At 36.3% G+C, this 25,151-nt stretch carries 22 protein-coding genes and 4 pseudogenes; 8 read left to right on the top strand and 18 right to left on the bottom strand.

Going from position 1 to position 25,151, the window contains the following annotated elements; translation table 11 throughout:
* Nucleotide 1: 1 nt before the first annotated feature.
* Nucleotides 2-352: a YlbF/YmcA family competence regulator gene (locus B5E95_RS04195; RefSeq protein ID WP_025005546.1), complete on the bottom strand. Its 351-nt coding sequence runs from the start codon at nucleotides 350-352 to the stop codon at nucleotides 2-4.
* A 17-nt stretch (nucleotides 353-369) separates the two neighbouring features.
* Nucleotides 370-2,427, bottom strand: coding sequence for a PBP1A family penicillin-binding protein (locus B5E95_RS04190; RefSeq protein WP_087235643.1), 2,058 nt, complete (start codon nucleotides 2,425-2,427; stop codon nucleotides 370-372).
* Nucleotides 2,428-2,515: 88 nt separating this feature from the next.
* Here B5E95_RS04190 and B5E95_RS04185 point away from each other — a divergent pair, with 88 nt between their 5' ends.
* Nucleotides 2,516-3,373, top strand: coding sequence for an RluA family pseudouridine synthase (locus tag B5E95_RS04185; RefSeq protein WP_087235642.1), 858 nt, complete (start codon nucleotides 2,516-2,518; stop codon nucleotides 3,371-3,373).
* A gap of 77 nt (nucleotides 3,374-3,450) precedes the next feature.
* Here the strand turns inward: B5E95_RS04185 and B5E95_RS04180 are convergent, their stop codons facing one another.
* The 3 genes from B5E95_RS04180 to B5E95_RS10875 form a co-directional block, all read right to left on the bottom strand.
* Entirely contained in the window at nucleotides 3,451-5,049 is a 1,599-nt protein-coding gene (locus B5E95_RS04180) for a multicopper oxidase family protein (RefSeq protein WP_087235667.1), read from the bottom strand.
* Between the two features lie 267 nt (nucleotides 5,050-5,316).
* The gene (locus B5E95_RS04175; RefSeq protein ID WP_087235641.1) at nucleotides 5,317-6,372 is read right to left on the bottom strand and encodes an alpha-hydroxy-acid oxidizing protein; all 1,056 of its coding nucleotides are present in this window, start codon (nucleotides 6,370-6,372) and stop codon (nucleotides 5,317-5,319) included.
* 197 nt (nucleotides 6,373-6,569) lie between these two features.
* Nucleotides 6,570-7,058, bottom strand: coding sequence for an MgtC/SapB family protein (locus tag B5E95_RS10875; RefSeq protein ID WP_241146314.1), 489 nt, complete (start codon nucleotides 7,056-7,058; stop codon nucleotides 6,570-6,572).
* Between the two features lie 267 nt (nucleotides 7,059-7,325).
* Between B5E95_RS10875 and B5E95_RS04165 the strand changes: the two genes are divergently transcribed.
* Complete coding sequence (locus B5E95_RS04165; protein WP_025005542.1) at nucleotides 7,326-8,078, top strand: MIP/aquaporin family protein; 753 nt, start codon at nucleotides 7,326-7,328, stop codon at nucleotides 8,076-8,078.
* Nucleotides 8,079-8,143: 65 nt separating this feature from the next.
* Here B5E95_RS04165 and B5E95_RS04160 read toward each other — a convergent pair whose 3' ends face one another.
* Nucleotides 8,144-9,481 (bottom strand): PTS sugar transporter subunit IIC, encoded by a 1,338-nt coding sequence (locus B5E95_RS04160; RefSeq protein ID WP_087235640.1) that lies wholly within the window; start codon nucleotides 9,479-9,481, stop codon nucleotides 8,144-8,146.
* Between the two features lie 200 nt (nucleotides 9,482-9,681).
* On the opposite strand from B5E95_RS04160, the gene B5E95_RS04155 reads away from it, so the two are divergent.
* Both B5E95_RS04155 and B5E95_RS04150 read left to right on the top strand, forming a co-directional pair.
* Complete coding sequence (locus tag B5E95_RS04155) at nucleotides 9,682-10,413, top strand: MurR/RpiR family transcriptional regulator (RefSeq protein WP_087235639.1); 732 nt, start codon at nucleotides 9,682-9,684, stop codon at nucleotides 10,411-10,413.
* Between the two features lie 128 nt (nucleotides 10,414-10,541).
* The gene (locus tag B5E95_RS04150) at nucleotides 10,542-11,969 is read left to right on the top strand and encodes a 6-phospho-beta-glucosidase (RefSeq protein ID WP_087235638.1); all 1,428 of its coding nucleotides are present in this window, start codon (nucleotides 10,542-10,544) and stop codon (nucleotides 11,967-11,969) included.
* Here B5E95_RS04150 and B5E95_RS04145 read toward each other — a convergent pair.
* Complete coding sequence (locus B5E95_RS04145) at nucleotides 11,966-12,364, bottom strand: hypothetical protein (RefSeq protein ID WP_232785566.1); 399 nt, start codon at nucleotides 12,362-12,364, stop codon at nucleotides 11,966-11,968. The two genes, B5E95_RS04150 and B5E95_RS04145, sit on opposite strands and share 4 nt — an antisense overlap.
* Before the next feature lie 87 nt (nucleotides 12,365-12,451).
* Nucleotides 12,452-13,270: a triphosphoribosyl-dephospho-CoA synthase gene (locus B5E95_RS04140; protein WP_087176106.1), complete on the bottom strand. Its 819-nt coding sequence runs from the start codon at nucleotides 13,268-13,270 to the stop codon at nucleotides 12,452-12,454.
* A 103-nt stretch (nucleotides 13,271-13,373) separates the two neighbouring features.
* Here B5E95_RS04140 and B5E95_RS04135 point away from each other — a divergent pair, with 103 nt between their 5' ends.
* A complete protein-coding gene (locus B5E95_RS04135; protein WP_087176105.1) occupies nucleotides 13,374-14,483 on the top strand; it encodes an acyltransferase family protein in 1,110 nt (369 codons plus the stop codon).
* 79 nt (nucleotides 14,484-14,562) lie between these two features.
* On the opposite strand, the gene B5E95_RS04130 is transcribed toward B5E95_RS04135, so the two are convergent.
* Nucleotides 14,563-15,867 carry a PTS sugar transporter subunit IIC gene (locus tag B5E95_RS04130; RefSeq protein WP_087176104.1) on the bottom strand — a complete coding sequence of 435 codons (1,305 nt, stop codon included), beginning with the start codon at nucleotides 15,865-15,867 and terminating at the stop codon, nucleotides 14,563-14,565.
* Nucleotides 15,868-16,035: 168 nt separating this feature from the next.
* Here B5E95_RS04130 and B5E95_RS04125 point away from each other — a divergent pair, with 168 nt between their 5' ends.
* Nucleotides 16,036-16,803: a MurR/RpiR family transcriptional regulator gene (locus B5E95_RS04125; RefSeq protein WP_025005529.1), complete on the top strand. Its 768-nt coding sequence runs from the start codon at nucleotides 16,036-16,038 to the stop codon at nucleotides 16,801-16,803.
* Between the two features lie 485 nt (nucleotides 16,804-17,288).
* Here B5E95_RS04125 and B5E95_RS04120 read toward each other — a convergent pair whose 3' ends face one another.
* The 7 genes and pseudogenes from B5E95_RS04120 to B5E95_RS04090 all read right to left on the bottom strand — a co-directional run bounded on the left by B5E95_RS04120 (nucleotide 17,289) and on the right by B5E95_RS04090 (nucleotide 21,529).
* Nucleotides 17,289-18,485: an MFS transporter gene (locus B5E95_RS04120; protein WP_241146313.1), complete on the bottom strand. Its 1,197-nt coding sequence runs from the start codon at nucleotides 18,483-18,485 to the stop codon at nucleotides 17,289-17,291.
* Nucleotides 18,478-19,124: pseudogene (locus tag B5E95_RS04115) on the bottom strand (GyrI-like domain-containing protein). The gene B5E95_RS04120 and the pseudogene B5E95_RS04115 overlap by 8 nt, the downstream one beginning before the upstream one ends.
* Nucleotides 19,125-19,133: 9 nt before the next feature.
* Nucleotides 19,134-19,337, bottom strand: a pseudogene (locus B5E95_RS10870) (hypothetical protein).
* Nucleotides 19,338-19,356: 19 nt separating this feature from the next.
* Nucleotides 19,357-20,472, bottom strand: coding sequence for an ATP-binding protein (locus B5E95_RS04105; RefSeq protein WP_087235637.1), 1,116 nt, complete (start codon nucleotides 20,470-20,472; stop codon nucleotides 19,357-19,359).
* 104 nt (nucleotides 20,473-20,576) lie between these two features.
* Nucleotides 20,577-20,747 carry a helix-turn-helix transcriptional regulator gene (locus B5E95_RS04100; RefSeq protein ID WP_087235636.1) on the bottom strand — a complete coding sequence of 57 codons (171 nt, stop codon included), beginning with the start codon at nucleotides 20,745-20,747 and terminating at the stop codon, nucleotides 20,577-20,579.
* Between the two features lie 49 nt (nucleotides 20,748-20,796).
* Nucleotides 20,797-20,964, bottom strand: coding sequence for a hypothetical protein (locus B5E95_RS10705; RefSeq protein ID WP_164480599.1), 168 nt, complete (start codon nucleotides 20,962-20,964; stop codon nucleotides 20,797-20,799).
* A 10-nt stretch (nucleotides 20,965-20,974) separates the two neighbouring features.
* Nucleotides 20,975-21,529, bottom strand: a complete 555-nt coding sequence (locus B5E95_RS04090; protein WP_087235635.1) for a hypothetical protein — start codon at nucleotides 21,527-21,529, stop codon at nucleotides 20,975-20,977.
* 156 nt (nucleotides 21,530-21,685) lie between these two features.
* On the opposite strand from B5E95_RS04090, the gene B5E95_RS04085 reads away from it, so the two are divergent.
* On the top strand, nucleotides 21,686-22,336 hold the full coding sequence (locus B5E95_RS04085; RefSeq protein WP_087176097.1) for a Crp/Fnr family transcriptional regulator: 651 nt from the start codon (nucleotides 21,686-21,688) through the stop codon (nucleotides 22,334-22,336).
* Between the two features lie 44 nt (nucleotides 22,337-22,380).
* On the opposite strand, the pseudogene B5E95_RS10865 reads toward B5E95_RS04085, so the two are convergent.
* Together B5E95_RS10865 and B5E95_RS04075 are read right to left on the bottom strand one after the other, a co-directional pair.
* Nucleotides 22,381-22,994 (bottom strand): annotated as a pseudogene (locus B5E95_RS10865) (hypothetical protein).
* 23 nt (nucleotides 22,995-23,017) lie between these two features.
* Nucleotides 23,018-24,160, bottom strand: a pseudogene (locus tag B5E95_RS04075) (IS256 family transposase).
* A gap of 165 nt (nucleotides 24,161-24,325) precedes the next feature.
* On the opposite strand from B5E95_RS04075, the gene B5E95_RS04070 reads away from it, so the two are divergent.
* Entirely contained in the window at nucleotides 24,326-25,006 is a 681-nt protein-coding gene (locus tag B5E95_RS04070; protein WP_087235634.1) for an SLAP domain-containing protein, read from the top strand.
* The last annotated feature ends 145 nt before the right edge of the window (nucleotides 25,007-25,151 follow it).

Raw genomic sequence — 25,151 nt, 5'->3', positions numbered from 1 at the left:
TCTAGTTTCTAAGACCTTCATAAAGATCATTAATTGGCTTAGTGTAAGCCTTTTGGATTTCACCTAACAAATCATACAAACCTTGTTCACTCTTAAGAAGAGCAACGATCTTATCGTTCTTTTGAACTTGAGCATTCAATTCTTGGTAAGCCTTTTGATCTTCATCAGATAAAGGTTGACCACTTTGTTGAGCTTGCATGATCTTAGCTTGAAGTTCATCCATCTTCTTAAACATTGCTGCACTTTCACTGTCTGCTTGAACAGCCTTAACAGCGTCACCTACAGCCTTGTATTGGTCAGTCTTGGTTAAATCTTGTGCTAATTGATTAGCTGAATCATAAATATTAATCATATGGGTCCTCCTAAATTTTATCGGCCAAATAAACCTTTGACATCATTATACCATTCATTAATTTTCTGTCCTGCAGATCCGATACCATCTTGAATTTTTTGTCCCCAACCGTTGGTCCAATCAAAATTGGATCCATTGTTTTTGACAAGCTGACCTGGTGATTTTTCGGTAAATTGCGTTTGAGCAGTATATGGTAGGATCCCTTCCATTTCTGCTTTGTACAATCGTGTAATTCCTGTTTCAGATACTCCTTGCATATAACGCTGCTTACTTGTTTGATCAAAACCAACCCAAGTAGCTAACACGATATCAGGAGTATAACCGACGATCCATTGATCCTTTGTTCCAAAACCATATGAGTTAGGAACTTCAGTTGAACCAGTCTTACCAGCAACACGGAATCCATTAGGTTGAGCAGTCTGAGCAGTACCATTAGTGAAAACGCCAAGCATCATCGTCGTCATTTCTTTAGCAGTATTCTCAGAAATAATTCTATGATTACCTGGATTATTATTTTCGACTAACACATTGCCACTTGCATCAGTAATTTTAGTAATAAAGTAAGAATTATTAGGTAAATTACCTTTATTAGCAAAAGCAGAATATGCACGAGCCATCTGTAAAGGCGAAACCCCTGTAGAAAGTCCACCTAATGCCAAAGCTAGGTTGCGATCTGACTTAGGTACCTTTATACCAAAATTCTGAACAGATTGTACACCCTTATTTACACCAATTTTATCAAGCAGCCATACTGCAGGAACGTTTTTACTTTCCGCTAAAGCTTGGTACATCGGAATCTTATCAGAATAGCCATTATCAACATTATGCGGCTCATAACCATTTTTACCAAACTTTTGCAACTTGTTAGAAAGCTCAGAATCATAATGATAACCATCTTGAAGAGCCGGTGCATAAACAGCGATTGGTTTAATTGATGAACCAGGCTGACGCTTCATTTGAATTGCACGGTTATAACCACGGAAAACGTGTTTACCGCGACCACCGATTACAGCTCGTACAGCACCTGTTTCTGGATCCATTGCCACACTTGCACCCTGACATTCTGTGCCATCAGTACCATTTTGTGGGAAAAGCCAGCTTTCATTAAAGGTATCTTGCAATCTTCCCTGATAATTTTGATTAAGAGTAGTGTAAATCTTAAGTCCCTTATTCATTACTTGCTCTTCAGTCAAGCCGTATTTGCTAATAGCTTCATCTACTACAGCATCAAAGAAATATGGATAACGATAGCCATCTTTATTTCTAAAGGTATTCCGCAAAGTTAACCCTTGCTTAGAGTAAGCTTTAGCTTGAGCAGCAGTTAACTTACCATTATCAGCCATTAATCCTAAAATCAAATTACGCCGCGCCAAAGCATTGGCCATATGATCAACAGGATTATAAAAACTTGGATTACGTAAAATTCCTGCTAATGTAGCAGCTTCTCCTACTGTCACATCACTGGCATTTTTACCAAAATACCTGCGACTGGCATCCTGCACGCCCCAGACACCATTGCCAAAATATGCATTATTCAAATACATCGTTAGAATATCTTTTTTGGAATAAACATGGTTAATTTCAATCGCAAAGAATAATTCTTCTAATTTTCGTGAAAAAGTCTGCTGCTGGGTCAAAAGCGAGTTTTTAGCCAGTTGCTGGGTTAGAGTCGAACCACCACCAGTTACTTGTCCGTGGTTAATAACCAAACTTACTGCTGCACGCGCCATTCCCTTAATACTAAAACCAGGATTTTTCCAGAAAGTACGATCTTCTGTCGAAATTACTGCATTTTGAATATTGGGAGAAATTTTATCATATTCAACGAATGTACCTTTTTGTGAATATAAAGAACCAGCTTTTTTGCCTTTATAATCATAAATAGTTGTCGTTGTTGAAAGTGAAGCCTTCAAATTTGAGATATTCGAAGTCTTAACTTTAATTGTATAATATGTACAAGTTATCAATATAAGAGTGAGCAGGATTAAAATAATCCAGCGTCCGATAAAGAAGCGGCGATCAATTCGATGCCAAACATCTTTAAAACCACTTCTTTTTGGTTGGTCGTTATTCATTAATACAATGCTCCTTTTTAGAAACAAGAAAATTGTATCACATTGCTAGTACACTTGTTTAGACTTGCAACAGTCTTAGGAAATATTTATGGTTTATCATTTTACACTTTTTTATCCTAAAAATCTCGAACCCTTACCCGTCAATGACGTATTGCGTAAATTGCTTATTCCGAGAAAATGGCGTCACTACTTGCGCATTGAACAAAACATTACAATTAACGGCAAATACCGCTATTTTAATCAGGAAATTTCGCCAGGCGATAAAATTGACATCACATTAGATCAAGTTGAATCTACCCAGCAAAAATATCCAGCTAGTGGAAAGTTACCTGATATCATTTACGAAGACGATAATTTATTGATTATTAATAAAAAGAAGGGGCAAAAAACTCACCCCAACTTAAATGAAACTGACACAGCTTTAAATGATTGCGCCACTTATTTAGGACAAAATCCCTACATTGTTCATCGATTAGATATGCTTACAGGCGGCTTACTGCTTGTTGCAAAAAATCCTGCAGTAGTGCCGATTTTAAATCGTGAATTAACCACCAAAACTTTTCATCGTGATTATTTAGCTAAAGTTGATCATGCAGAAAAATTAAACGATCAAGGTACAATTAATCAGCCAATTGATCATGATCCTGATGATCAGCGAAAAAGAATGATCTCACCTGCTGGACTTCATGCCGTAACACATTATCAAGTGTTAAAAAGAAATGATGATAATACAGCGGTAGTCAAACTAACTTTGGAAACTGGTCGTACTCATCAAATCCGTGTGCATTTAGCATCCCTTGGTACACCAATCGTTGGCGACCCGCTATATAACCCCAGCTTTGCTGGAGAAGATTTAGCGCTTGACGCTTATGAAATTTCGTTGATTAAACCTTTTTCTTTTGAGAAATTAACAATTAAATTACCAAAAGAAAAAATCAAATTGTAAACAAAAACCGTAGCCTTATCAAAGACTACGTTTTTTAGTTATAAACTATTTATTCTTCACTCATAACAACATTATTTTTAATGCTCACTTGCACCAGTAGATGCATCTGCATGATCTGCTTCTTCACTAGCACCGCTAACAACATCAGCCTTCTTCACATCGCATCCTTCGGTATCCATGCCTGGCATCCAAACATCTTCTAGCTTCACTCCTCTTTCTTCGGCAAAGGCCTTAGTCAAAGTCTTCATATCCATTAACTTATAATTCTTAGGATGATCTGGATCAAAGATTTCGATTTGTGCCATCATACCGGCATCTTCATGTTCAATGATATGGCAGTGATACATAAAGACTCCCTCAAGTGGGAATTTAACCAATAAGCGCACAGTTTCTCCTGGTGCAACAGGAACTGTATCTTTGTAAACACCAACTTCATTTGGATATGGCTTTTTTCCATTACGAGATACTACTAAAAAGTGCGTGCCGTGAATATGGAATGGATGAATCATACCTTCTTTTTTTGAATTAGTATTAGTAACGTCCCAATATTCAGCTTGACCGACTTTTTGTTCCATATCGATTCTTTGCATAGCAAAACGTTTACCATTCATCTTATCACAGCCATCCATGGTGACCTTACGAACGGGTAAACTTGGGTCAACTTCTGGAATTTCTGGTGTAAACAAAGTGGCAGGAATTTCTGAATTATCATCCTCAAATTTATGAATCCGGAATTCGATCAATTTGAAGTCATCAGTGTAAAGACTTACTACGTCGCCCTCATGGTATTGACCAAAATCGACTACAACTTGTAATCTCTCACCTGGTGTTACTAACAACTGCGTCATCTTAATTGGATGTGGTAAGAAAGAATCATCTCCTGCAATTTGAGTCATAACTAAATCGTCATCAAAGTGTAAACGCCATTCACGTCGGTTAGAGCCACCTAAGAAAAGCAATCTGACCTTTTGCGTAGTAACATCAACGTAAGGACGAACGACTCCATTAATCATCGGAGTATCGCCAAAAATCCCCATTTGATTGTAATCAGCCCGATAATCCAATTGGTTATGTTCATGGAAAGTACGATCTTGTAAAATAACCGGAAATTCATCAATACCATACTTTTTTGGAATTGGCAGCTTAGCTTCGTTTTCATCAGTTACTACTACACCCATCGCAAGACCCATCCAAACTTGGGCAGCCGTTGATGGACATGGATGAGCATGCAGCCAAGTTAAAGCAGCTGGTTGATTAACTGTAAATTCGATCTGCTTTTCTTCACCGGGATAAACTGGGGCATGACAACCACCATCCGTAATAGGCCCTGGAACTTCTATACCATGCCAATGATAAGTAGTTAATTCTGGCAAACTATTTTTTAAAGTTACATGAACACGTTTGCCTTTCTCAACTACCATCGTCTTTCCTAATAAAGGTGCATTATAGCCCCAAGTCTTAGTCTTCTCACCAGGTAAAATTTGACTTTCACCTACAATTGATTCTAGTGTGAACCAAACATCAGTAGCAGTTTCCTTATCAGACTTTAATACTGGTGGAACAGTTAACGGCTGAGCTTCTACTCCTTCAGGAATTTTCAAATTCTTATAGTCAAAGTGATTTTTGTCAAAGTCTTCCTTATCTTCAAAATAATCTCTATAAATTTTTTCAGACATTTCTTTCACTCTTTATGTTTTTACTCACTTTTGTCTTAGCACCCTCTTTCTAAGCAAGCAAAGCATTTGAATTCTGTTATTTTTTAATTCAACTACTTCTTAGCTATATTAATTTTTATCACCTAAATTTATTACAAATACTTAATAATTCTTAAAATAGTTATTTAATCGTTAAAACAGCTTTATTAATTTATGAAAAATAAAAAGATTGATTATTCGCATCACATAATGTGATTTATAATAATCAATCTTTTCATCTACCTGCTATTATTCATAATGCAACACACTAGCATCAAATGAATTTGTATCCTTCACTCCTGTATACATCATCATTTCAGCCAATTCTTCATTCATCTTTTTCAGCTTATCTTCTGTCGCCCTAGTACCACTCTTCAATAATTCTGATAAAATTCCGCGACCAATCAAAACTGCATCTGCACCCAAAGCTAAAGCCTTATATGCATCATATCCACTCATTAAAGACCCATCAGCATAAATCTCCATACCGCTACCAGCTAAAGCTTTCTTAATTTCGGGCAAGATTGATAAAGGCGGAATACCAAATGGTACGCGTCCATGGTGATGAGATACTACAATCGCCTTGCAGCCAGCTTGACGCGCCTTAAGTGCATCCGAAACTGACAGCCCTCCTTTAGCAATAAATGGTAAATTGGTACTTTCAGCATAATGCTTTAAATCTTCCATCGTAATTGGACCTAATGGAATACCATCAACTACATCATATTTACCATTCTTACCTGCAATATGGTCTATGTCGATCCCAACAGCAACGGCACCTTTTTCTTCGGCGAATTTAATTTCATCTAAGATCTTATTGTGATCCGCAAATGGCTTAATGATTCGAATAGTATCGCCGCCTTGAGCAACAATCTCACCATATTCTTCATTTGTTTCCATACCGATCCAATTCAGTAAATCCATGTTGCGTGCAGCTATTGCCTTTTCCTGCATTGGTTTTCTAGTTTTATCACTTAATACTTTGTTCAAGTGAGATACAGCGGCTGGCATTAATGGGGATGAATATTTTCTACCTAAGATTGTAGTAGTTAAATCTGGTTCTACCGCATCAATCACACGCATCTCCACTAAAATGTTATCTAAGAAGACACGATTATGAACATTGGCATCATCAGCCTTGCCACTAGTTACTGGAATCATCCCTTTAGGACCAGGCCATTCGCTTTTGACTTGCACTGTCTCTTTACTCTTATTTTTATCAGGCTCCATCAAAGATGAACCAGAATTAACATCAATAGTTTGGGATGCGCCCGTCACTACATCATTTTGATTGTCTTTATTCATAAAAATCCCCTTTCAAATCACAACGTAACAAGACTGATTTCAAAAATATTATTATTCATCGCCAGATCCTGCGCCATCTTAAAATAAGTCATATTTTTAGGAAACTTAAGGTTGCAAACGCAGATATACACATTTTGCGCATCAATTTGCTTATTAGCATCAACTTTAAAATTAAAATGTTTTACCTGTATTTTATTCTACTTAAAGTACGGCTGTAAAACTTGATCAAGTGTATGACGATCAGTATATTTTAATTCAACCTGCTTATATGTATTTACTTTAACAATTTTACGTAAAATGACTACCACCAGCAAAACAAACGCTCCACCGACAATTGCAATGCAGTAATATCCCATGCCAATTGCTAAACCGATACTTGCAGTAGCCCACAAAGATGTCGCTGTAGTAAGTCCCATTACAAAATGGTGAGTAATAACGATGGTGCCTGCGCCGATAAAGCCAATGCCGCCAATCACTTGAACGATTAGACGGGCTGGATCGACTCCGAGAACGGTTGACAACTCGTGGTAATTTTTAGCGTAATACAGAACCTGATTACAAATTGCTTCTTGTATCAATGCTAAGATACACGCTCCTAGACAAACCAAGATATGCGTTCTAAGGCCAGCTGGATGATTATGCTCTTCTCTATCCAAGCCAACAATTGCCGCAAAAATTGTAGCCATTGATAAACGTAAAATTATTTCTAAAAAATTAAGTTTGAAACTCATCATAATCTGGGGAACTTGGTTCCATACCCAATGGGCAAAAATTATTCTTTCTTACACCTTTATTCAAAAAAATAATTAAGAATAGTCAACGAAAGCTATTTTCGAGCAAAATTCTTGCATTTTTTCAAAATAACTATATCTATTTTCTCAGTTAAGAGTATAATCTTTGGTTGTACTATTTTTCACATATTTTTTCTACTGGAGGAGTAAAAAGTATCTACTATGGAACATACTTGGTTAATGAAATATTTCGCTGAATTTTTCGGTACGATTATTTTGGTAGTTTTAGGCAACGGTTCAGTTGCCAATTCAGTATTGCGTGACACTGGAGGTAACAGTCGCGATGGACAAGCCAATGGTGGGTGGCTGCTTATCGCATTTGGCTTCGGTTTTGGTGTCATGCTTCCTGCAATGTTGTTCGGTTCAATTTCAGGTAACCACTTGAATCCGGCCGTAACTCTTGCACAAGCATGTGCAGGTGCATTTCCTTGGGATCAAGTTCTGCCATATATCTTGGTGCAAATGCTTGGTGCAATCGTAGGTCAGCTTTTGTTAGTCGCTGTCTACTGGCCATACATTAAGAGAACTGCCAGCGATGACGCTGTTTTTGCCAGCTTTGCGACTGGTGACTCTGCCAACAGTAAGCTGAACGGTTTTATCACTGAATTTGTTGGTACAGCTATTCTTTTATTCGTAGCTGTTGGTTTATACCGTGGCATGTTCTTCAAGCAATCAGAAGATATTGCCAACATCGGTGTTGGTTTCTTAATCACCGCATTGGTTATGGCTGTTGGTGGTCCTACAGGTCCTGCATTAAACCCTGCAAGAGACTTAGGTCCACGTATCGTTTATGCACTTTGCCCATTACCACATAAGGGTTCCGCTCACTGGGATTACGGTTGGGTGCCAGTTGTTGCCCCAATCGCAGGTGGTATCTGCGGTGCATTGTTATACAAAATTGCATTTGGATTATAAAAAAGATCGATAATCTTCGTCAAAAACGTTGATCATCGATCTTTTTAATTATCTACAAATTTTAATTAATCTTTTTCTTCAGTTACTTTAGCTTGTTCCTTTTCATACAACATCTTATCGTAACTACGTACGAATGGAAGATATACAAAGAAAGAAACTACCAAGATTATAGCTTGCCAAATAGCAACTTTCCAGCCACCAATTAAAAATCCAGAAACTACTGGTGGTGTAGTCCATGGTACTTGTACACCATTCAAGTAAGGCAAGATACCTGTTTTAATTAATAAATAAGTTGAACCTGCTGAAAGTGATGGCATGATGAAGAACGGAATAGCTAACATTGGGTTCATTACGATTGGCAAACCAAACAAAACTGGTTCATTAATATTAAAGATTCCTGGAACCAATGCTAATTTACCGATACTCTTTAATTGTGTTGACTTAGCCATAAAGGTCATAAAGACTACCAAACCAATAGTCATACCAGCACCGGTAACAGTTGAGAATTGATCAAATAAACCTTGAACAACAATGTGGCCACCGTGAGCAGCATCAACATAACCTAATTTTTTAAAGATTGCAGCATTTTCAAGAGCATTTGCACCCAAAATTGGTCCTGCAATACCACCAACTAAGGTAGATCCATGCACACCAAAGAACCAGAAGAATGGTACTAATAATGTTAATAGCAAAATACCACCAAATGAATCAGTTACACCTTGCAATGGAGTTTGAATAGTAGTGTAAATCCATTGAGTTAAAGTGGTGTGTGCTACTTTGTCAAAGAAAATGTAAACTAACAACCACCAAACAGTTAAAACAGCTGATGGAATCAAAGCAACAAATGAGTTAGCAACTGCTGGTGGAACTTGATCTGGCAATTTAATTGTAATCTTCTTTTTAACAAACCAAGTATAAATCCAACCAGTGATTAAACCTACAATGATAGCGGCAATCATTCCTTGACCGCCAAGCCAAGTACGATCGATGAATCCGATCAATAAGTTTGGAGCTTTAGCAGCAGAAATAATCGTCTTAGCGCCATCCTTAACTGGAGTAGTTGAATTCATAATAATCAAGAATCCGACAAAAGCGGTCATCCCTGCTGGTAATCCTTCAACATGCTCATTTTTAGCCCATGTATAAGCGATACCAACAACTGCAAAAACAGCTACAATACCAAATGAAGCGTTATATGCTTGATTCCAATATGGAGTTAAGCCCATTTGATTCATCCAATTAGCTACTGCTGGAATTGGAAATGAAGCTAAAAGCAAAAATACTGAACCTACCATGATGAATGGTAAGGAAAGGACCATCCCATCCTTAAGGGCTTTAATCGCTCTAGTGTTAACGAATTTCATGATAGGAGGTAGAATTTTTTGATTAATAAAGTTCTGCATAAAAGTACTCTCCTCAATACTCTTAATATTTCACATGACACTTACATTTTATGAAAGCGATTTTATATAAGCAATATATTTTAAGCACTTAGGCATCAACAACTAATTAAGTTTTATATTCCATCTATGGAACGTCTCGTTTCATAAATGAAAATTCTATGTTATCCTTTAATCAATAGTTAGTTATGGGGAGATGTATTATGGCTTTTTTCGGATTTAAAGATTTATCATCATTGTCAAACATCGATATGACTATTTATCGCTATGTTACCCAAAATTCTGATAAAGTCGTTTATATGCGTGTCCGAGATATTGCACAAAATGCACATGTTTCAAGCTCGTCAGTCATGCGCTTTATTCATAAAATTGGCTTCAATAGTTTCCCGGAATTTAAAGCTTATCTTAAAAACGATGCTTTACAACATAAGCCTCAAAACACTAAATTTACTTATATTAATGAGAATAATTTTCCTAAAGATATTGAAACTCGTTTAATGATAGTAGCTAATGCCGTTTTTCAAAGCGATAATATTACCACTGTCGGTATGGGCGACTCTGCATTCCTAGCAGAATATGCAGCTAGAAGAATTGCATCCCTAGGCTTTAATACAACTGCTGTAACAGACCCTTTCTATCCTCTACATGCCAAGCTAGAAAATACTACCAATAATATTATCTTTTGTTTTTCTGTTTCTGGAGAAACGACTGAACTAATTGAATTGATTAATGAATTTGTTAACGATGAAGATGTAAAAATTGTCTGCATCACTAGCAATGAAGATAGCAGTATTGCAAAAATGAGTCGCTATGTTCTTAACTATTATGAAAAAACGCGACGCCTTAGTAATTATTATGATATGTCTTCTCAGGTACCCGTAATGTATATCATCGAAGGGCTTGATCGGATATTAGAAAATATGATCAATGAATAGTACACCCTGTGCCATTCTTGAAACATAAAACTAATTTTATATTCTATTTCAAAACTTCTTTATTCTCTTACTTGATCGCAAGCGATTTCATATAATACAAGTAAGCAATAAATCAAAGGAGTTTTTTTATGACTAGAACTTTAGATAAGAATTTTTTATGGGGTGGCGCCGTTGCTGCCCACCAACTTGAAGGCGCATATCAAGAAGGCGGAAAAGGAATCTCCATCTCTGACATTATGACTCTTGGCGATCGTGATCATCCTCGTGAAATCACTAAGACTATCGAAAAGGACAAATATTATCCCAACCATGTAGGAATCGATTTTTACCATCATTATAAAGAAGACATTAAGATGATGGCAAAGATGGGTTTTAAAGCATTTAGAACTTCAATTGCGTGGACACGCATCTTCCCTAATGGCGATGAAGATGCGCCTAATGAAGCAGGACTTAAATTCTATGATGATTTATTTGATGAATTGTTAAAATATGGTATCCAACCCGTTGTCACCCTTTCCCACTTCGAGATGCCTTATCATTTAGTAACTGAATATGGTGGCTGGTCCAACCGCAAATTAATTGATTTCTTTGCTCGCTTTGCTCATGTATGTTTTGAAAGATATCACAACAAAGTTAAGTATTGGATGACCTTTAATGAAATTAACAATCAAGCCAATTATGAAGATATTGGCAATGTGTTAAAAAATTCTGGTCTACTTTTCAAAAAAGGTGACGATAAAGAAAAAATGATGTATCAAGCAGCACACTATGAATTAGTAGCTAGTGCTGAAGCTGTTCAAATTGGACACGCTATTGATCCATCATTACAAATTGGCTGTATGTTGGCCTTTTGCCCTATTTACCCTGCTTCATCTAAACCCGAAGATATTCTTTTTTCCCAGCGTGCAATGGATTCACGTCTTTACTTTGGCGATGTGCATGTTAACGGTGAATATCCAAATTGGTTAAAAGCCTACTTCGATCGTAAGAATTATCACTTAGATATTACTAAAAAAGATTTGCAGATATTGAAAAATGGTACAGTAGATTATATTGCATTCTCCTACTACATGTCCTTCACTGCCAAATACACTGATCATATGGACTATCGTGAATACCAGGATTTAGTTTCTAATCCATATATCAAGACCAACGATTGGGGTTGGGCAATTGATCCAGTTGGTTTGCGCTATGCAATGAACTGGATGACTACCCGCTGGCATAAACCATTGTTTATCGTAGAAAACGGACTTGGTGCTTACGATAAAATGACCGCTGATCATCAAATTCACGATGATTACCGTGTTCAGTACTTCCGTGACCATATCAAGCAGATGGAAAAAGCAGTAATTGATGACGGGGTTGATTTAATTGGTTATTTACCTTGGGGATGCATCGATTTAGTTAGTGCAAGTACTGGAGAAATGAAGAAGCGCTATGGCTTTATTTATGTTGACGAAGATGACCATGGAAAAGGCAGCTTCAAGCGCTACCCTAAGGATTCTTTTTACTGGTATAAAAAAGTAATTGCCTCAAATGGTGCGGATTTAGATTAATGAAAAATAAAAGATCGATGATCTTCGTTAAAAAAACGTTGATCATCGATCTTTTTTGATATTATTTTAAAATTCAAACAAGCGGTGGTTAATGATAATTCTAAATTCACGATCTTCTTCATCGCTAAACAACTAGCGACTAATGGTTCATAGCCTCTCTTTTCCTCATCAAACTGATTTCTTTCGGCATCTAGATCTTTAAAGACTTCATCGGGTAACTTATCAACTGGAATTTTGGCTGCTTTTGCTAATTCATCAAAGCTAACTACAACTCCATCTTGTAAAACATCATCATCTTTGCTTTCATTGTATTTCTTTACCAAGAGCTTCATGATGGCCAAAGTTTCTGGTCTTAAGTAATTCAAGGAATCAAAATCAATTACATAATCATCCATTGTTTTTCCATCCTTTCGTGAAAAAACAATTTTTCCCTTTTAGTAGGGTGCCTTTTTCGAAAATAACCAAGCAAATATGACTTGTCATTATAATATTCCACGTTGTAATGCCATAAAAATGGTAATAATTAACAAATCAGCACTACCACCCAGACTATAATTTTTCTCTTTAAAAATTGAGTTAAGCTCTAACATAAAATGTTTTCCAGCTTGAGTACCATAGCCACCTAATGCCAAATATTTTTTTGCTTGATTATGTGCCCAAGAAATGACTTCAATATTGCCCGCTCTTTTAATTAAATTTGAGTCCTCAATTTCACTAACTATTTTCATCAACGTATCGAGTAAACGGGCATTCAACTCACCTTTGGTTTGAGCTAAAAATGGCAGTGCAACATCCCTTACCAAAGGATAACCAGCTTCTGCTTCTGCTCTAACGCCACCTTTGCCATATTGCAAAAATTGTTTTTCCCCAGCAGTGTCTTTCTTCTTGCCCAAATCACGCTCAACTAAGCCCTTAGTCATCTGCTGGATCACTTCAAATTCATCTTGATGGCTATTTTGACAATAGCTACTAGCACAGACAAACAAGCCTAACGAAAAAATCGCGCCTTTATGAGTATTTACACTATTTGTAGCAGTAAACATTGCTTCTTCTGCCTTAATGCCAGCTTGACGCAATTGTTCAAACATTTGCCGCAAATCCTGTCCACTAAAATCTGCGCCAATCTTAGCTGCTTGCCGAAAATAAGATTTCAAGCTCAAACTGCTATCAATAAACAGATACACGTTCATATCAGGATGAGATCCCACGTCAACTGGATCTACTAAGCCCGGCTTAGGATTGGTAACAACTTCATAAAGCAATGCTTTTATTGCATTTCGCGTGATTTCTTCTACTGCCATTTTTATCCCACTTCCAAAATAGCTAAACTAATTTTAACATGATTATCCTTTCACCTAATTTAAAAAAATGACACAATAATATTAGGAGAAGAGAAAAAGATTTATGAAATCAGATCAATTTAAAAGTTATCAAATAGCCGACATTGGCGATTATCTAAAAGTATTTGCCTGTACAGCTGTAATGTCACAGCCAATCATATCGATGATCATGGGACCGAAACAGCCGACGAAGGTGCAAGACATTTTTGGTGTTTTCTATAATTTAGTTAAATACACTGCTCCTGCCTTCATCTTTGGGATACTATATACCACTATTAGAGCTAATGATGAACAAGGCAGTTTTTCTTATCAAAAGCATATGCGAAGTAATTGGTCTAACTTGTTTGTTCCGACTATTTGGTGGACCTTAATTTATCTGTTGGGGATGCCATGGCTGCAACAAGTTAACCATTTTAACAATCTTGGTTCATTCTGCTGGCAATTCATTAATGGGAACGCCGCCCCGCACTTGTGGTATAACACGATGATGTTGCAATTCATCATTTTAATGCCGCTTTTCTGGGGATTAAGTCGTCATGTAGGACACAATTTAACTCGGGGCCTTTGGGCTGCAGTAATCACTTTTGTGCTCTATTTTGCTTGGCTTTGGTTCTATGATTACAATGTCTTCCACGGCATGCATGAACATGACTGGTATTTACTCGACCGGATTTTTATTTCATTCTTCATCTACGGTGTGTACGGAATGTTAGCTTGGCAATTGCGAGGACAGTATAATCAATTGGTCACAAAGTTTTGGTGGTTAATTACTATCGCATTTATTGCTTGTTTCATCTGGACAAACATTGAATTACAAAAGTTTGGTCATCCGATTAACTTTAATAATGCACCATATTACAAGCCATCAATGACTCTTTACTGTCTAGCAGTAATTGCGTTGATTTCCGCTTTTTGCCTGCACCAAGTGAGAAAGAATTCCCAAACTAGTTTAAAAGTATTCCACTTCTTGGCTACTTATGCTTATCGGGCATACTTATCCAACGTTTTCTGGAATCAATTAGTTTGGCGCGGTCTTAACATGCAATATCACGCAATCTATCATCCAGTCTTGACTTTGTTTGGCACATGGATTTTAACGTGGATCTTATCTTTTACTTCCGCATATTGCTTGCATGTTTGGTGGATGAAAGCTAAAAGTTTAATTTTAAGATAAAAAAGAAGTTACTCACACCGAGTAACTTTCTTTATTTAAATCTTGGATTTTGTATGATTTTATTTGAAGTTTACGATAATTAAGCTTTTTTAGCACTCTTTTGCTCTTCAGCAACAGCCTTATTATCAGCAATTTTGAAGAATGGGAACCAAATCAAAGTACTTAAGACTACTACAACCATAGCGATGATAAAGAATGGAATACCACCTGAGAAGAATGCTTGAACAACACCAGGCATAGTCCATGGTAATTGAATAAATGGGTTAACAGTAGCATGGAACAAATCAATCAATCCCCAACTTACCAAACCATTAATGATAGGTTCAAACAGCATTGGTAAGAAGAAAACAGGGTTTAACATAATTGGCATCCCGAATACCAATGGTTCATTAATATTGAACAATGCTGGTACTCCGGCCAATTTTAACATTTGTTTGTAGCGATCAGATTTTGCTCTAAACATAGAAATAATTAAACCGATTGTAGCACCCTGACCACCAAAAGCACTGTTTAAAATGACAGAAAGCATTGCCATGGTGACGTATGGCATTGGTTGACCTGCCTTAAATGCATTCTGGTTAACAATACCGTTAGCAATGATAATTGGCATTACAATACCATAAACCATGTTAGGGTGAATACCAAAGAACCATAAAACATTAGCCAAGGTGTAAATAGCAATAATACTAATTGGAGAAGCAGTAAATGTCTGAAGTGGTGTTTGAACCAATTTAGTAACACAATCAAAGATGTTACCAAATGCAGTATAACTAAATGCTCCTCTAATTAAAGTCATTAATACCAAAATAATTCCGGCAATTAATGATGGCTGAAGTGAAGCTGCAACATTAGGTGGAACACTGTCAGGTAATTTAATTACAATATTCTTTTTGTTAAGGAATACGTAAAGCATCCCAACAACCCAGCCAACAAGGATAGCAACAACCATACCAGATGAACCAAGGTAATTGGTACCAAATGCTGTCACTTGAGTCAACTTAGCGTGCGTCCCAAATGCTCTAGCCATATAATCTTGTGGAGCTAAAATCATAAAACTTGATGCGGCAAGCAATCCTGCTGGCAATGGATTATATTTACATTTTTCTGCGTAAACATAAGCAAAGTTAAATACAACAAAGAGTGACAATACATTCATAGTTGCATTTTGTGCAGCGTTAAATTGTGTTGCCCAACCTATTTTTTGTAAAAAGTTAGTCCAAGCTGGAATTGGGAAATTACCAATTAACAGAACGAAGGCACCACCCAAAGTAATTGGAGTTACTTTCATGAAAGCATCTGCTAAAGATGAGAAGAACAAATTGTTTCCCATCCATTTAGCTATTGGTGCTAAAAACTTATCTAGAAATTTTTGTAGATTATTCACAATCTTTCCTCCTTTTTCATCTCGCTTTCTATTCTATGTAAGCGCTTATAATAGTACAATAGTTTTAGCCTTATCTGGTAAAAATCTATACTTTTAGGTTTCTGTTCTTTTATTCGAACACTGTGTTCTTTATAATTGAATTATAAATTTATTCGTTGGGAGGAAAAAATGGCTATTTTTGATTTTAATAATCTTTCATCCTTATCAGATGTAGAACTCTCCGTTTACCGTTTTGTTGTTAATAATCCCGAAAAAGTAGCGTATATGCGTGTACGTGATATTGCCAAAAAGACGCATGTGGCTAATTCCTCAGTAATGCGTTTTGTTCATAAAATAGGCTTTGCAAGCTTTCCTGAATTCAAAGCCTATTTAAAAAATATCAATCAAACCGTTGCACCTCAAAAAGCATTAACATTTATTGATCAACAAAATTTTCCTAATGATATTGAAAACAAATTGCGAGTCGTTGCTGATCAACTTTATCAATCTGATAATATTCCTATCATGGGAACTGGCAATTCTGCCTCCACCGCCGTCTATGCTGCAAGAATGCTAGCATTATTAGGATTCAACGCATTTCCTATTACCGATCCTTTTTATCCATTAAATAGACAACTAGAAAATACCAGTAACAATACCATTATTTGCTTTTCGGTCTCAGGTGAAACTACCGAATTAATCGAACAACTTAATTACTGTACTAAACGTTCTGATAATCAAGTAGTAGCTATCACCAGTAATCCAACTAGTACTATTGCAAACATCAGTAAATATGTGCTTAATTATCAAGAACATAAGCAACGATTATTTAAATATTGTGATCTTTCTTCACAAATTCCGGCAATGTATATAGTTGAAGGACTAGTTGAAATATTAATTGGAAAGAATCGAGATCTAATTAAGCAAAAACAAGATCAGGAAAAAGAACGTGAATAAAAGGCCCAGCTTTTGCTGAGCCTTTTACTTTATGCTTTCTATATTAATCAAAATTACCATGATTTAGCTTAATGTATTGATCAATTTTTCGAAGATTTTAATTATTAAACAAAGCAAAATAAAAAAGTTCAGCTTTCACTGAACTTACAAATCATAAACTATCCATCCATTGATCTAAATCTTTTAAACTACCAATTTTAGCAATGGTATGATTTTCTACCTCTTTTTTGCCTTGCAATGCTTCCACAGTATCTAAAAATTTTAAACTTTTATCATTTTTTAAAAGTCATAATTTTAACCTTTTACTATTTACTTTTCTTCTTCGGCACAAATACTAGTGCAAGGACTAAATTAACAATTATCAGCACAAGCAGCACCATAAACGTCCACTTAGAACCTATTGCCGTGCCATTACCTACATGATTATTTTGTGCAATCGCAATCAAAGTCCCAGCTAATGCAGTTCCGAGTGCTCCAGAAAATTGCTACAAAGTATTGAAGATCGCATTACCTTGGGCATGGTTGGCTTTGCTCAAAGTAATCAATCCACTGGTCATCAGACTGCCAAAACACATCCCATAACCGCCATAATAAAGAACATACAATAATACAATGGCAATACTGCTGAGTGGTGCTAATATATTCATCAAAATCAAACTAGTTAGACTGGCAATTACGCCAATAATGATCGGCAAACGCGCACCTTTTTTATCGAGCAGCTTTCCTGCTAAGGCTGCCATCAAGGCATTTATCACCGCACCTGGAAATGTAATCCAACCAGCCAGAGAAACGGATCCATGATTAACGGCTTGCACATAGATTGGAAAGATGAAGCCTAAGGCCAAAGTCGCAATTTTGGCAAAACAATAGGCAATTAGCTGCATGCTGAAGTGCACATTTTTAAATAATTGCGGACTAATCAAGGCTTCCTTATCGGACCAAGATATTTTTAGCCAAATTAATAAGCTGATGATTCCTAAAACTAAAAAGCCTAAAACTGGAACTGACAGGAACGAATACTTAGCAATTCGGGTAAAACCGAGCATCAAGCAAACCAAAGCGACGGCAAGAGATAACCACTGACCATACTTGATCTTCACTTTTTGCAAAGGATTGATTTGCCCGATTGAATACATCCCTGTTAGCAGGCTAATAATAATCAGAAAAAGTGAAATGATGAAAATCCAACGCCAATTAAGTGCATCAGTTACGATACCACCGAACACCGGCCCAAAGGCCACGGCACAAGCGGTAATCATCGTCCCGATCCCCATCATGAAGCCGAGTTTTTCTTTAGGTACTTCAGCTAAGATAATGTTGTACATCAGCGGCAAGCCTATACCGGTACCGATTCCTTGCAAGGCTCGACCCACTACCAAAAGATCAAACCATGGAGTAACGATATCAATCAGCAAACCCACTATAAATAACGAAACTCCTAGAATAAAAATACTTTTAGTAGGAATTCGCAATCTAATCTGAGAACTAATCGGTACAATCGTCGCAATCACTAGCAACACCAAGGTGTTAACCCATTGAACTTGATCGGTAGTAATCGCAAAATCTCTGGTCAAGATTGGAAAAGTAACTGTCGTTGCCGTTTCGTCAAGGATTCCCAAAAACGAGAGCATCCCTGCGGATAAAATCGCCATCACCAAACGTGGCGTAACTTTTTTAGTCATTGTTCATCTTCTTTTCTTTAACAGGCAAGCGAATAATCGTTTTTAAATTTTCCACCTTCGTGCGCTGAGGATTTGATAAGTAAATTTCATGACGACGCCGCTTATCCGAAAAATCTAATTTCAAATTATTTTCAGTAATAAATTGATGCATCTTGTCGATTGTAGCTGGCTCATCATCATAACTGCCATGATGCATGATTTGCACGCATTTTCCTTCAGTCAAAGTAAGTAATTTAACTGGTAAAAAATCCAACCCCTTCTTAACTGCAGCTTCTTTTTTAGTCCAAGTCAAAACATCATCTGTCACAAAATCAGGCATCCGAATGCAGGAAATAAAATTGAATCTTTCTTTATGAGCATAATCAATGCCTTTAACGCCATCTTGCCACCAAAATCCTTCAAGCGGTGGAACCACGAAGTCGAAATAATCTTTAATCTGATGTGAGCCTTTTTTACTCATTTTAATTGTATAGGCTAGACTATACAACAATTGTAGATCCTGCTTGTATTCTCCGCCCTCTTGATTGGGATCACCTTGACCTTGAACAGCTAGATATTGCATCTGCGGAACATCAACCAATTCAGGCTTCTTGCCCGAACGATAGAATTTTTTTCTTCTTTTTTAAAATCGTAAGCCATATTCTGCCTCTATAGTTGATGAAATTTAACTGTCTTATTCTTAAGTGAAATTTTCTTCACTTCAAAGCCATAATCAGGCAGTTCTTTCTTATAACGTAAAAATGAATGGTCGATTGGTAGACCTGCTGCTTTTTCAACCTCATCAAATGAGAGCTAAAAGTCGCCAGTTTTGTTGTTTTTAATGTATTGCCATAATTGATCGTATTTACTCATATCTATATCTTCACTTTCTTTAAGCTAAATGTTCTAAATTAGATTTTTCCACAAACTCTGCAAAAAATGGCAGTGCCAGTTGAACTACTCCTCTTTCAGGTGAAGTAATCAACTGATCATCTAGCAAGCGTGCGCGATATACTGAAATATAGTTAATCGGTTTATGCAAAATATCTTGCAATTGCTTTGTTGTCACCCGATTGGTTCCAGCTTTAATCATCGCATTAATAAAGTCACGATCGGTTTTAGAAATGTCCATATACATTCTTTCATAAGCATTTCTGAATAAATCTTTTTTAGTGGCCTCTATTGTCTGCTTTAAAACCTCCTCATCTAGCTGCAAAGACTCTTGACTAAAACGCCAGGCATAGTAACCAATAGTTTGAAAAGCATAAGCGTAGCCTTTTACCGCACGACTCATTTCATCTAATACCATGAAGTCAATTTCACGTTTACCTTTAGTAAATGCCTTCTCATAGCTAGCGGTTATTGTTTCCTCATCTAACGGAGATAAGTAAATCCGATTGCTACGCAATAAAAAAGTAAGAGTATTATCATTCTGTACTTCAGAAATTCTGCTTGGTAATCCTGTCATTAATAATGAAATATCATATTCATCACCAATTAAAGTTTGATATTCTGATCCAAAGGCTCGCACATCATCACTAATTTCAATTTCATCAATGCCAATCAAAATAGATTTGCCTTGCTTTTTTAAGCGACTCAATAAAATAGAAATATATTCATCATAATCAATTTGCTGAGATTCTTGTAATGCTTGCCAGGTAATACCATTGCCCATAATATTTAAGCTTTTAACATTCTTTAATAAATCAACTAATGAAATCCCTGCTGCTCGTTGAAGACCATGCATTAATTGGAATAATAGATTACCTTGCCCATTGTTTAAACGAATGAATATCCAATTGTCTAATTTCTCTAAAGACCTTTGAACATTTAAAAGAAAAACAGTTTTTCCCGATCCTCTCGTTCCATACACCAAAGACGTTTGATATTTAGCATCATGTGTTTGCAGTCCTGTCAAATAATCGGTTAATGCTTCTTGTTGATCAATGATAATTTTAGGAAAACGTCCAAAACTAGGCATAAACGGATTTAACATTTTTTCTTCCATAAGATTCCTTTTTATAGATTTTTTATAATCAAAATTTACGTTTTATAGAGTTTTTATAATTATTATCTTTTATTTTATACTTCTTTTATAATTAACTCAATTTCTCACTCTGGCCAAAACAGATCATCTAAAGTCTTATCTAGTGCCTGACAAATTTCAATACACAAATTAACCGATGGATTGTAATTACCTTTTTCAATCGCCGAGATTGTCTGTCTTGAAACATCAACTTTCTTAGCTAATTGTTCCTGTGACCCATCCTTATCAGCTACCAATCAAAAAAGCCCGAAATTGTACCGCACTACAAATTTCGGGCTTTTTTTATTAAGCTTTTTTCTTATTAATCAAACAATAAACGAAAGAAACAATCGCTTCAGCTAGCATTGTTCCTGCCATCCAGTCCATTGCCGGCATCATTTTTCCGCTAAAGGTAAAATACGCGGTAATTAAGTAACAAATTAACCACAAAATCTTCAAAAAAATACTTTGCATTAAATTCACCTTAAGCTTTTTCAATCTTACCTGCAGCAATTGGCAAAGTTGTATGCGCATCATAGCTCATTACGCAACCACCAACGGTGTCAGGCAATTCAAGATCCTTTGGTACACCATGTACATAAACTACACGTTTATCTAATTGAAGATCTTCAGTGCCAAAGGCATCCTTGAACTTAGCTTGTAATTTTTCCAATGGAATATCAATTTCGTATTCGTAATGACCGTTTTCGTCTGCAACAGGATAACCATCGTGAGGGATGTTCATGTCTTGTGGCGCATCATCTAATGGCACCATGGTTGTACCTGATACTTCTTCAGTTTCTGGTAAATCAATGAAACCATCATGATTTTTATCCTGAGCCATAGTTGGAACATGAGCTTCCTTACCATCAGGAAAGCCGTGGAAGTGTTCCCAGTGTTCAATATTCTTAGGAGTATCGAACATTTCTACTTTGACATGAAGCTTGTCGCCATCTTCAGTAAATTCAGCGGTGCCATGAGCTTCGCAACCGATCTTATCTGCATTTAATGGGGTAATGTGTGCAATATATTTTTTCATCTTAATAATTCCTCTCTATACTATGATGTTTTCAAATTCATCATACAATCTTTGAGTAATAATTTGTTGTCTCAACACTTATCGTAATTAATTATAATTAAGAAGCTATTATGATAAAATTGATTTAAATCAAGAATTTTAGAAAAGATGATTTTTATGACAAAATATTCACCAATTGCTTGCTTAAGCAAAGCAGCCCTTTTTACTGATTTACCAATTGAATTAAAAGAAAAACTAGTAACCGTCTCCGAACACCAACAAAAATTTCCTAAAGGAAGTATCATTAGGCAACCTGACGACGGCAAAGATGGCATGATTGTCATCGATCAGGGAAAAGCAAAAGTCTACAATCTATCAAAAGATGGTAAAGAAGTTGTGCTAGGTATACTCCAAAAAGGTGATATCGAAGGCCAGCAACATTTATTCAAACAAAGCGAAAGTGAAAATTTTGTTGAAGCTGTGGAGGACACCTGGGTATGCTCAATTAATCGTGCTGATTTTCAAAACCTTTTGCAAAAAACACCGGATTTATCATTGAAGCTTTTAAATAATTTTGGTGAAAAATTAGTGGCAATTGAACACAATTCAGTGCTTAGAAATACTTTAGATGCCAAAGAACGGATATTGGCTTACCTAAATGACTTGGCCAATGAACAAGGTAAAAATGAAGTCAAATTAGAACTGAAGAAAAAGGACTTAGCCAGCTATTTGGGAATTACGCCGGAGACATTTAGCCGTAAGTTAAAAGAACTAGAAAAAGATGGCAAAATTGAAGTACATGGACGCTGGATTAAGATGGAAAGATGAATTATGTAAAAAATAAAGCCCAGCAGATGCTGAGCTTATTTATTTTATTGCAAACCAAAAATTAATAGGTTAGTTCCACCCACGTTCATTGAACCATCTTTTTTAATTGTTTCAATGAACGTAAAACAAACTTTCTTTGATTACCATGCAACTTCTTAGCAGCCTTCATAGCAGCATTAAAGTCACGCTTGTTGCTTGCTTTCTTAAGACTAGTATTCAATCTATTAGCAATTCTCATAAGTGGCTTTTTCACATTCTTCATTGCTTTACTATTTAAGTAATAGTATTGCAAACCAGATTGAGTAGTCCAACTAGAATATTTCTTATCCTTAGAAGCAACCAAATATACTGGTGCACCAGCACCGCGGCCCTTAACGTTAAGAACTTTTTCTATTCTAAACTTAACTTTTTGAACCTTTTTAGGGCTAATGGTTTTTGCTTTCTTCGAAGGCGTGATATTTTTAACTAATTTCTTATAGTTGGACTTACCAACATAAATCTTTGACGCATCTTTATCATTAAGAATGCGCATGATATAGCCTTCCTTAGTAAAGCTAGCCTTGTTTTTGACAGCTGCAACAGGAGCGGAACTAGTAGATGCGGCATTTACTAACTTAGGGAAACTGTCAAATTTTTTGTGTAAATAGATTTTTCTCATAGATCGATTTTTTAATCTTTTATTTAATCAAAGTAGGATTCTAAGGTATCCTGAACCTGACCAAAGCCTTTGTGGATTCGATTGAAATAGCGTTCGTTGTAGCTCATTGCCTGAATGCCAATAAAAGTATTAAGCGACTGTTCAGTTGGAAACTCTGCTTTAGGCTTAGCTTTACGCTTGATAACGTTGTTAAAGGATTCGATCATATTGGTGGAGTAAATTGAAGCCCTGATCTGCTTAGGATAGCTGTAAAAGACCAGCAGATCAGGTTCAATCTCTTTGAGATTTCTGATGACATGGTTGTACGCTCTGTTCCATTGTCATAGAAGGCGTGCAAGACTTTGATCGCAGCTTCTTTATTTGGCTGTTGATTGAATTTGCTTGAATTCATTCATGATCGTTTCGCGATCATCTACGCGTACTTTAGCGCAGATATTGCGCATGACATGAACTAGACAGCGTTGAAAATGAGCTTTCGGATAAATCTGCTCCAGCACTGTCTTCATGCCCACAACGCCATCTGAAAGAAAAAGCTCCACTTGCTCTAAGCCGCGAGACTTCATGCTTTGGAGCGGCTCCGTCCAGACTTCAATGTTTTCATTGGGCGCAATGCAGTAGTCGATAACTTCCTTGTGGCCATTAGGTTTGATACCAATGGCAATATAGACAGCTTCACGTTCAAAAGTTTCTCGGCGCAGAGGAACGTAGGTAGCGTCTAGATAAACGCAGAAGAACTTGTCACTGAGTTTGCGCTGATGATAGGCCTCGACTTTTGGAATCATCTGCTTGGAGATGTTAGATACCTGAGATGGGCTGTAATGGCTGCCATACATCTTTTCAATCAAGTCGGCTATTTCTCTGGTGGTTACGCCTTTGGAATATAGCTTGATAATCATACTTTTCAAGACATTGGAGTGCTGCTTGTAGTCAGGGAGCGTGTGCTGATGAAACATGCCGTTGCAATCCCTAGGCACCTGAATTTCAATCTCGCTAAATTGCGTATCAACCTTGCGAAAGTAAACACCATTGCGTGAATTGCCTGTATTCCAGCCAGCTCTGGCATAAGGATCATAGCCTAAAAACGCAGTCAGTTCAGCTTTCAATAGGTCATTAACTGCTTGCTGGAGTTCTTCTTTCTGTATGTGTTTTTTGTTCAAACCAATCATACGAGAAAGGAACTCCTTTTTCTAATGTTTTAAGAAATTAATTTGAGGAAATATTCATCCTTACACAAACTATTTTACGGTCTCTGTTTTCCCTCCCAGTTTTTAATAAATTAATATAGACATCGATGAAAGTGAACTATAATTATATCAACGAGGTATTAACACATGAAAAAGAATAGAACAATATTTACCATTCTCATTACCGTCTTTTTGGGCATCGTTTCACTAAGCATGAATTCCCGCCCAGTTAAGGCAGCCAATAATGTGAAGCTGTATTTAAACAGTAACTCCTATGTATACAACAACAAAGGCCAACGTTTACGTGGTAAAAACAATTACATCAAGAAGAATAAGGCTGTTACTGCTCCAGGAAAATTGCTAAAAACAAATTCTGTGAAGAGATATTACGTGCAAGTACGACAAGATTTACAATCAAGTCCTGATTTTAAAGTTGATTTATATTATCTTCCATATAAAGTTATTAAATCTCAACCATACTACAAGTTGAACAATAATAAATATATCAAATGTTGTAATATCAAAAGAATAAACCAAAAAACTGTTTTTACTAATCAAGCAACTGTAATAGTTGGAAAGCCATTACCACCAGATAAAAATGTATATGCTATGAACCCATCTGGTAAATTTACCAAGAAGATCTTAAAAAGAGGACAAAAATTAGTAGTCGATGAAGCCAATATTTTAAATGGCTCACTTTATTCTTCTTATCATATTAAAAACATGCAATACTGGATTTACTCTGGAAATGTAGTTAAAAAGCCAAAAATGCCATTTTCAGCTCATCCAACAAAATCATTTATCAACATGCAAAGAACGCAATATTAAAAAAAGACCAATATGTTTAAGCATTGTGAAGTGAGACCTAAAAGTGAGACACTTTTAGGTCTTTACTATGTCTAAATTTAATAAAGAACAGAAAATAGAAATTTATCGTAAATGGAAAGATGAAAAGATTTCAATAAGTCAGTTG

This window comes from Lactobacillus gallinarum (assembly GCF_002160635.1).
Lineage (GTDB): Bacteria > Bacillota > Bacilli > Lactobacillales > Lactobacillaceae > Lactobacillus > Lactobacillus gallinarum.
The sequence above is the reverse complement of the archived record's forward strand: the minus strand, read 5'-3'. Positions and strand labels throughout refer to the sequence as shown.

Coding starts and splice junctions, on each gene's coding strand:
- B5E95_RS04140 (WP_087176106.1), bottom strand. CDS start 13,270: ATGGCAGTAGAAGAAATCACGCGAAATGCAATAAAAGCATTGCTTTAT.
- B5E95_RS04125 (WP_025005529.1), top strand. CDS start 16,036: ATGGCTATTTTTGATTTTAATAATCTTTCATCCTTATCAGATGTAGAA.
- B5E95_RS04145 (WP_232785566.1), bottom strand. CDS start 12,364: ATGGATGATTATGTAATTGATTTTGATTCCTTGAATTACTTAAGACCA.
- B5E95_RS10705 (WP_164480599.1), bottom strand. CDS start 20,964: ATGCAAAGTATTTTTTTGAAGATTTTGTGGTTAATTTGTTACTTAATT.
- B5E95_RS04090 (WP_087235635.1), bottom strand. CDS start 21,529: ATGAAAAAATATATTGCACACATTACCCCATTAAATGCAGATAAGATC.
- B5E95_RS04180 (WP_087235667.1), bottom strand. CDS start 5,049: ATGTCTGAAAAAATTTATAGAGATTATTTTGAAGATAAGGAAGACTTT.
- B5E95_RS04070 (WP_087235634.1), top strand. CDS start 24,326: ATGAAAAAGAATAGAACAATATTTACCATTCTCATTACCGTCTTTTTG.
- B5E95_RS04120 (WP_241146313.1), bottom strand. CDS start 18,485: ATGACTAAAAAAGTTACGCCACGTTTGGTGATGGCGATTTTATCCGCA.
- B5E95_RS04195 (WP_025005546.1), bottom strand. CDS start 352: ATGATTAATATTTATGATTCAGCTAATCAATTAGCACAAGATTTAACC.
- B5E95_RS04135 (WP_087176105.1), top strand. CDS start 13,374: ATGAAATCAGATCAATTTAAAAGTTATCAAATAGCCGACATTGGCGAT.
- B5E95_RS04105 (WP_087235637.1), bottom strand. CDS start 20,472: ATGGAAGAAAAAATGTTAAATCCGTTTATGCCTAGTTTTGGACGTTTT.
- B5E95_RS10875 (WP_241146314.1), bottom strand. CDS start 7,058: ATGGCTACAATTTTTGCGGCAATTGTTGGCTTGGATAGAGAAGAGCAT.
- B5E95_RS04185 (WP_087235642.1), top strand. CDS start 2,516: ATGGTTTATCATTTTACACTTTTTTATCCTAAAAATCTCGAACCCTTA.
- B5E95_RS04165 (WP_025005542.1), top strand. CDS start 7,326: ATGGAACATACTTGGTTAATGAAATATTTCGCTGAATTTTTCGGTACG.
- B5E95_RS04160 (WP_087235640.1), bottom strand. CDS start 9,481: ATGCAGAACTTTATTAATCAAAAAATTCTACCTCCTATCATGAAATTC.
- B5E95_RS04085 (WP_087176097.1), top strand. CDS start 21,686: ATGACAAAATATTCACCAATTGCTTGCTTAAGCAAAGCAGCCCTTTTT.
- B5E95_RS04155 (WP_087235639.1), top strand. CDS start 9,682: ATGGCTTTTTTCGGATTTAAAGATTTATCATCATTGTCAAACATCGAT.
- B5E95_RS04190 (WP_087235643.1), bottom strand. CDS start 2,427: ATGAATAACGACCAACCAAAAAGAAGTGGTTTTAAAGATGTTTGGCAT.
- B5E95_RS04150 (WP_087235638.1), top strand. CDS start 10,542: ATGACTAGAACTTTAGATAAGAATTTTTTATGGGGTGGCGCCGTTGCT.
- B5E95_RS04175 (WP_087235641.1), bottom strand. CDS start 6,372: ATGAATAAAGACAATCAAAATGATGTAGTGACGGGCGCATCCCAAACT.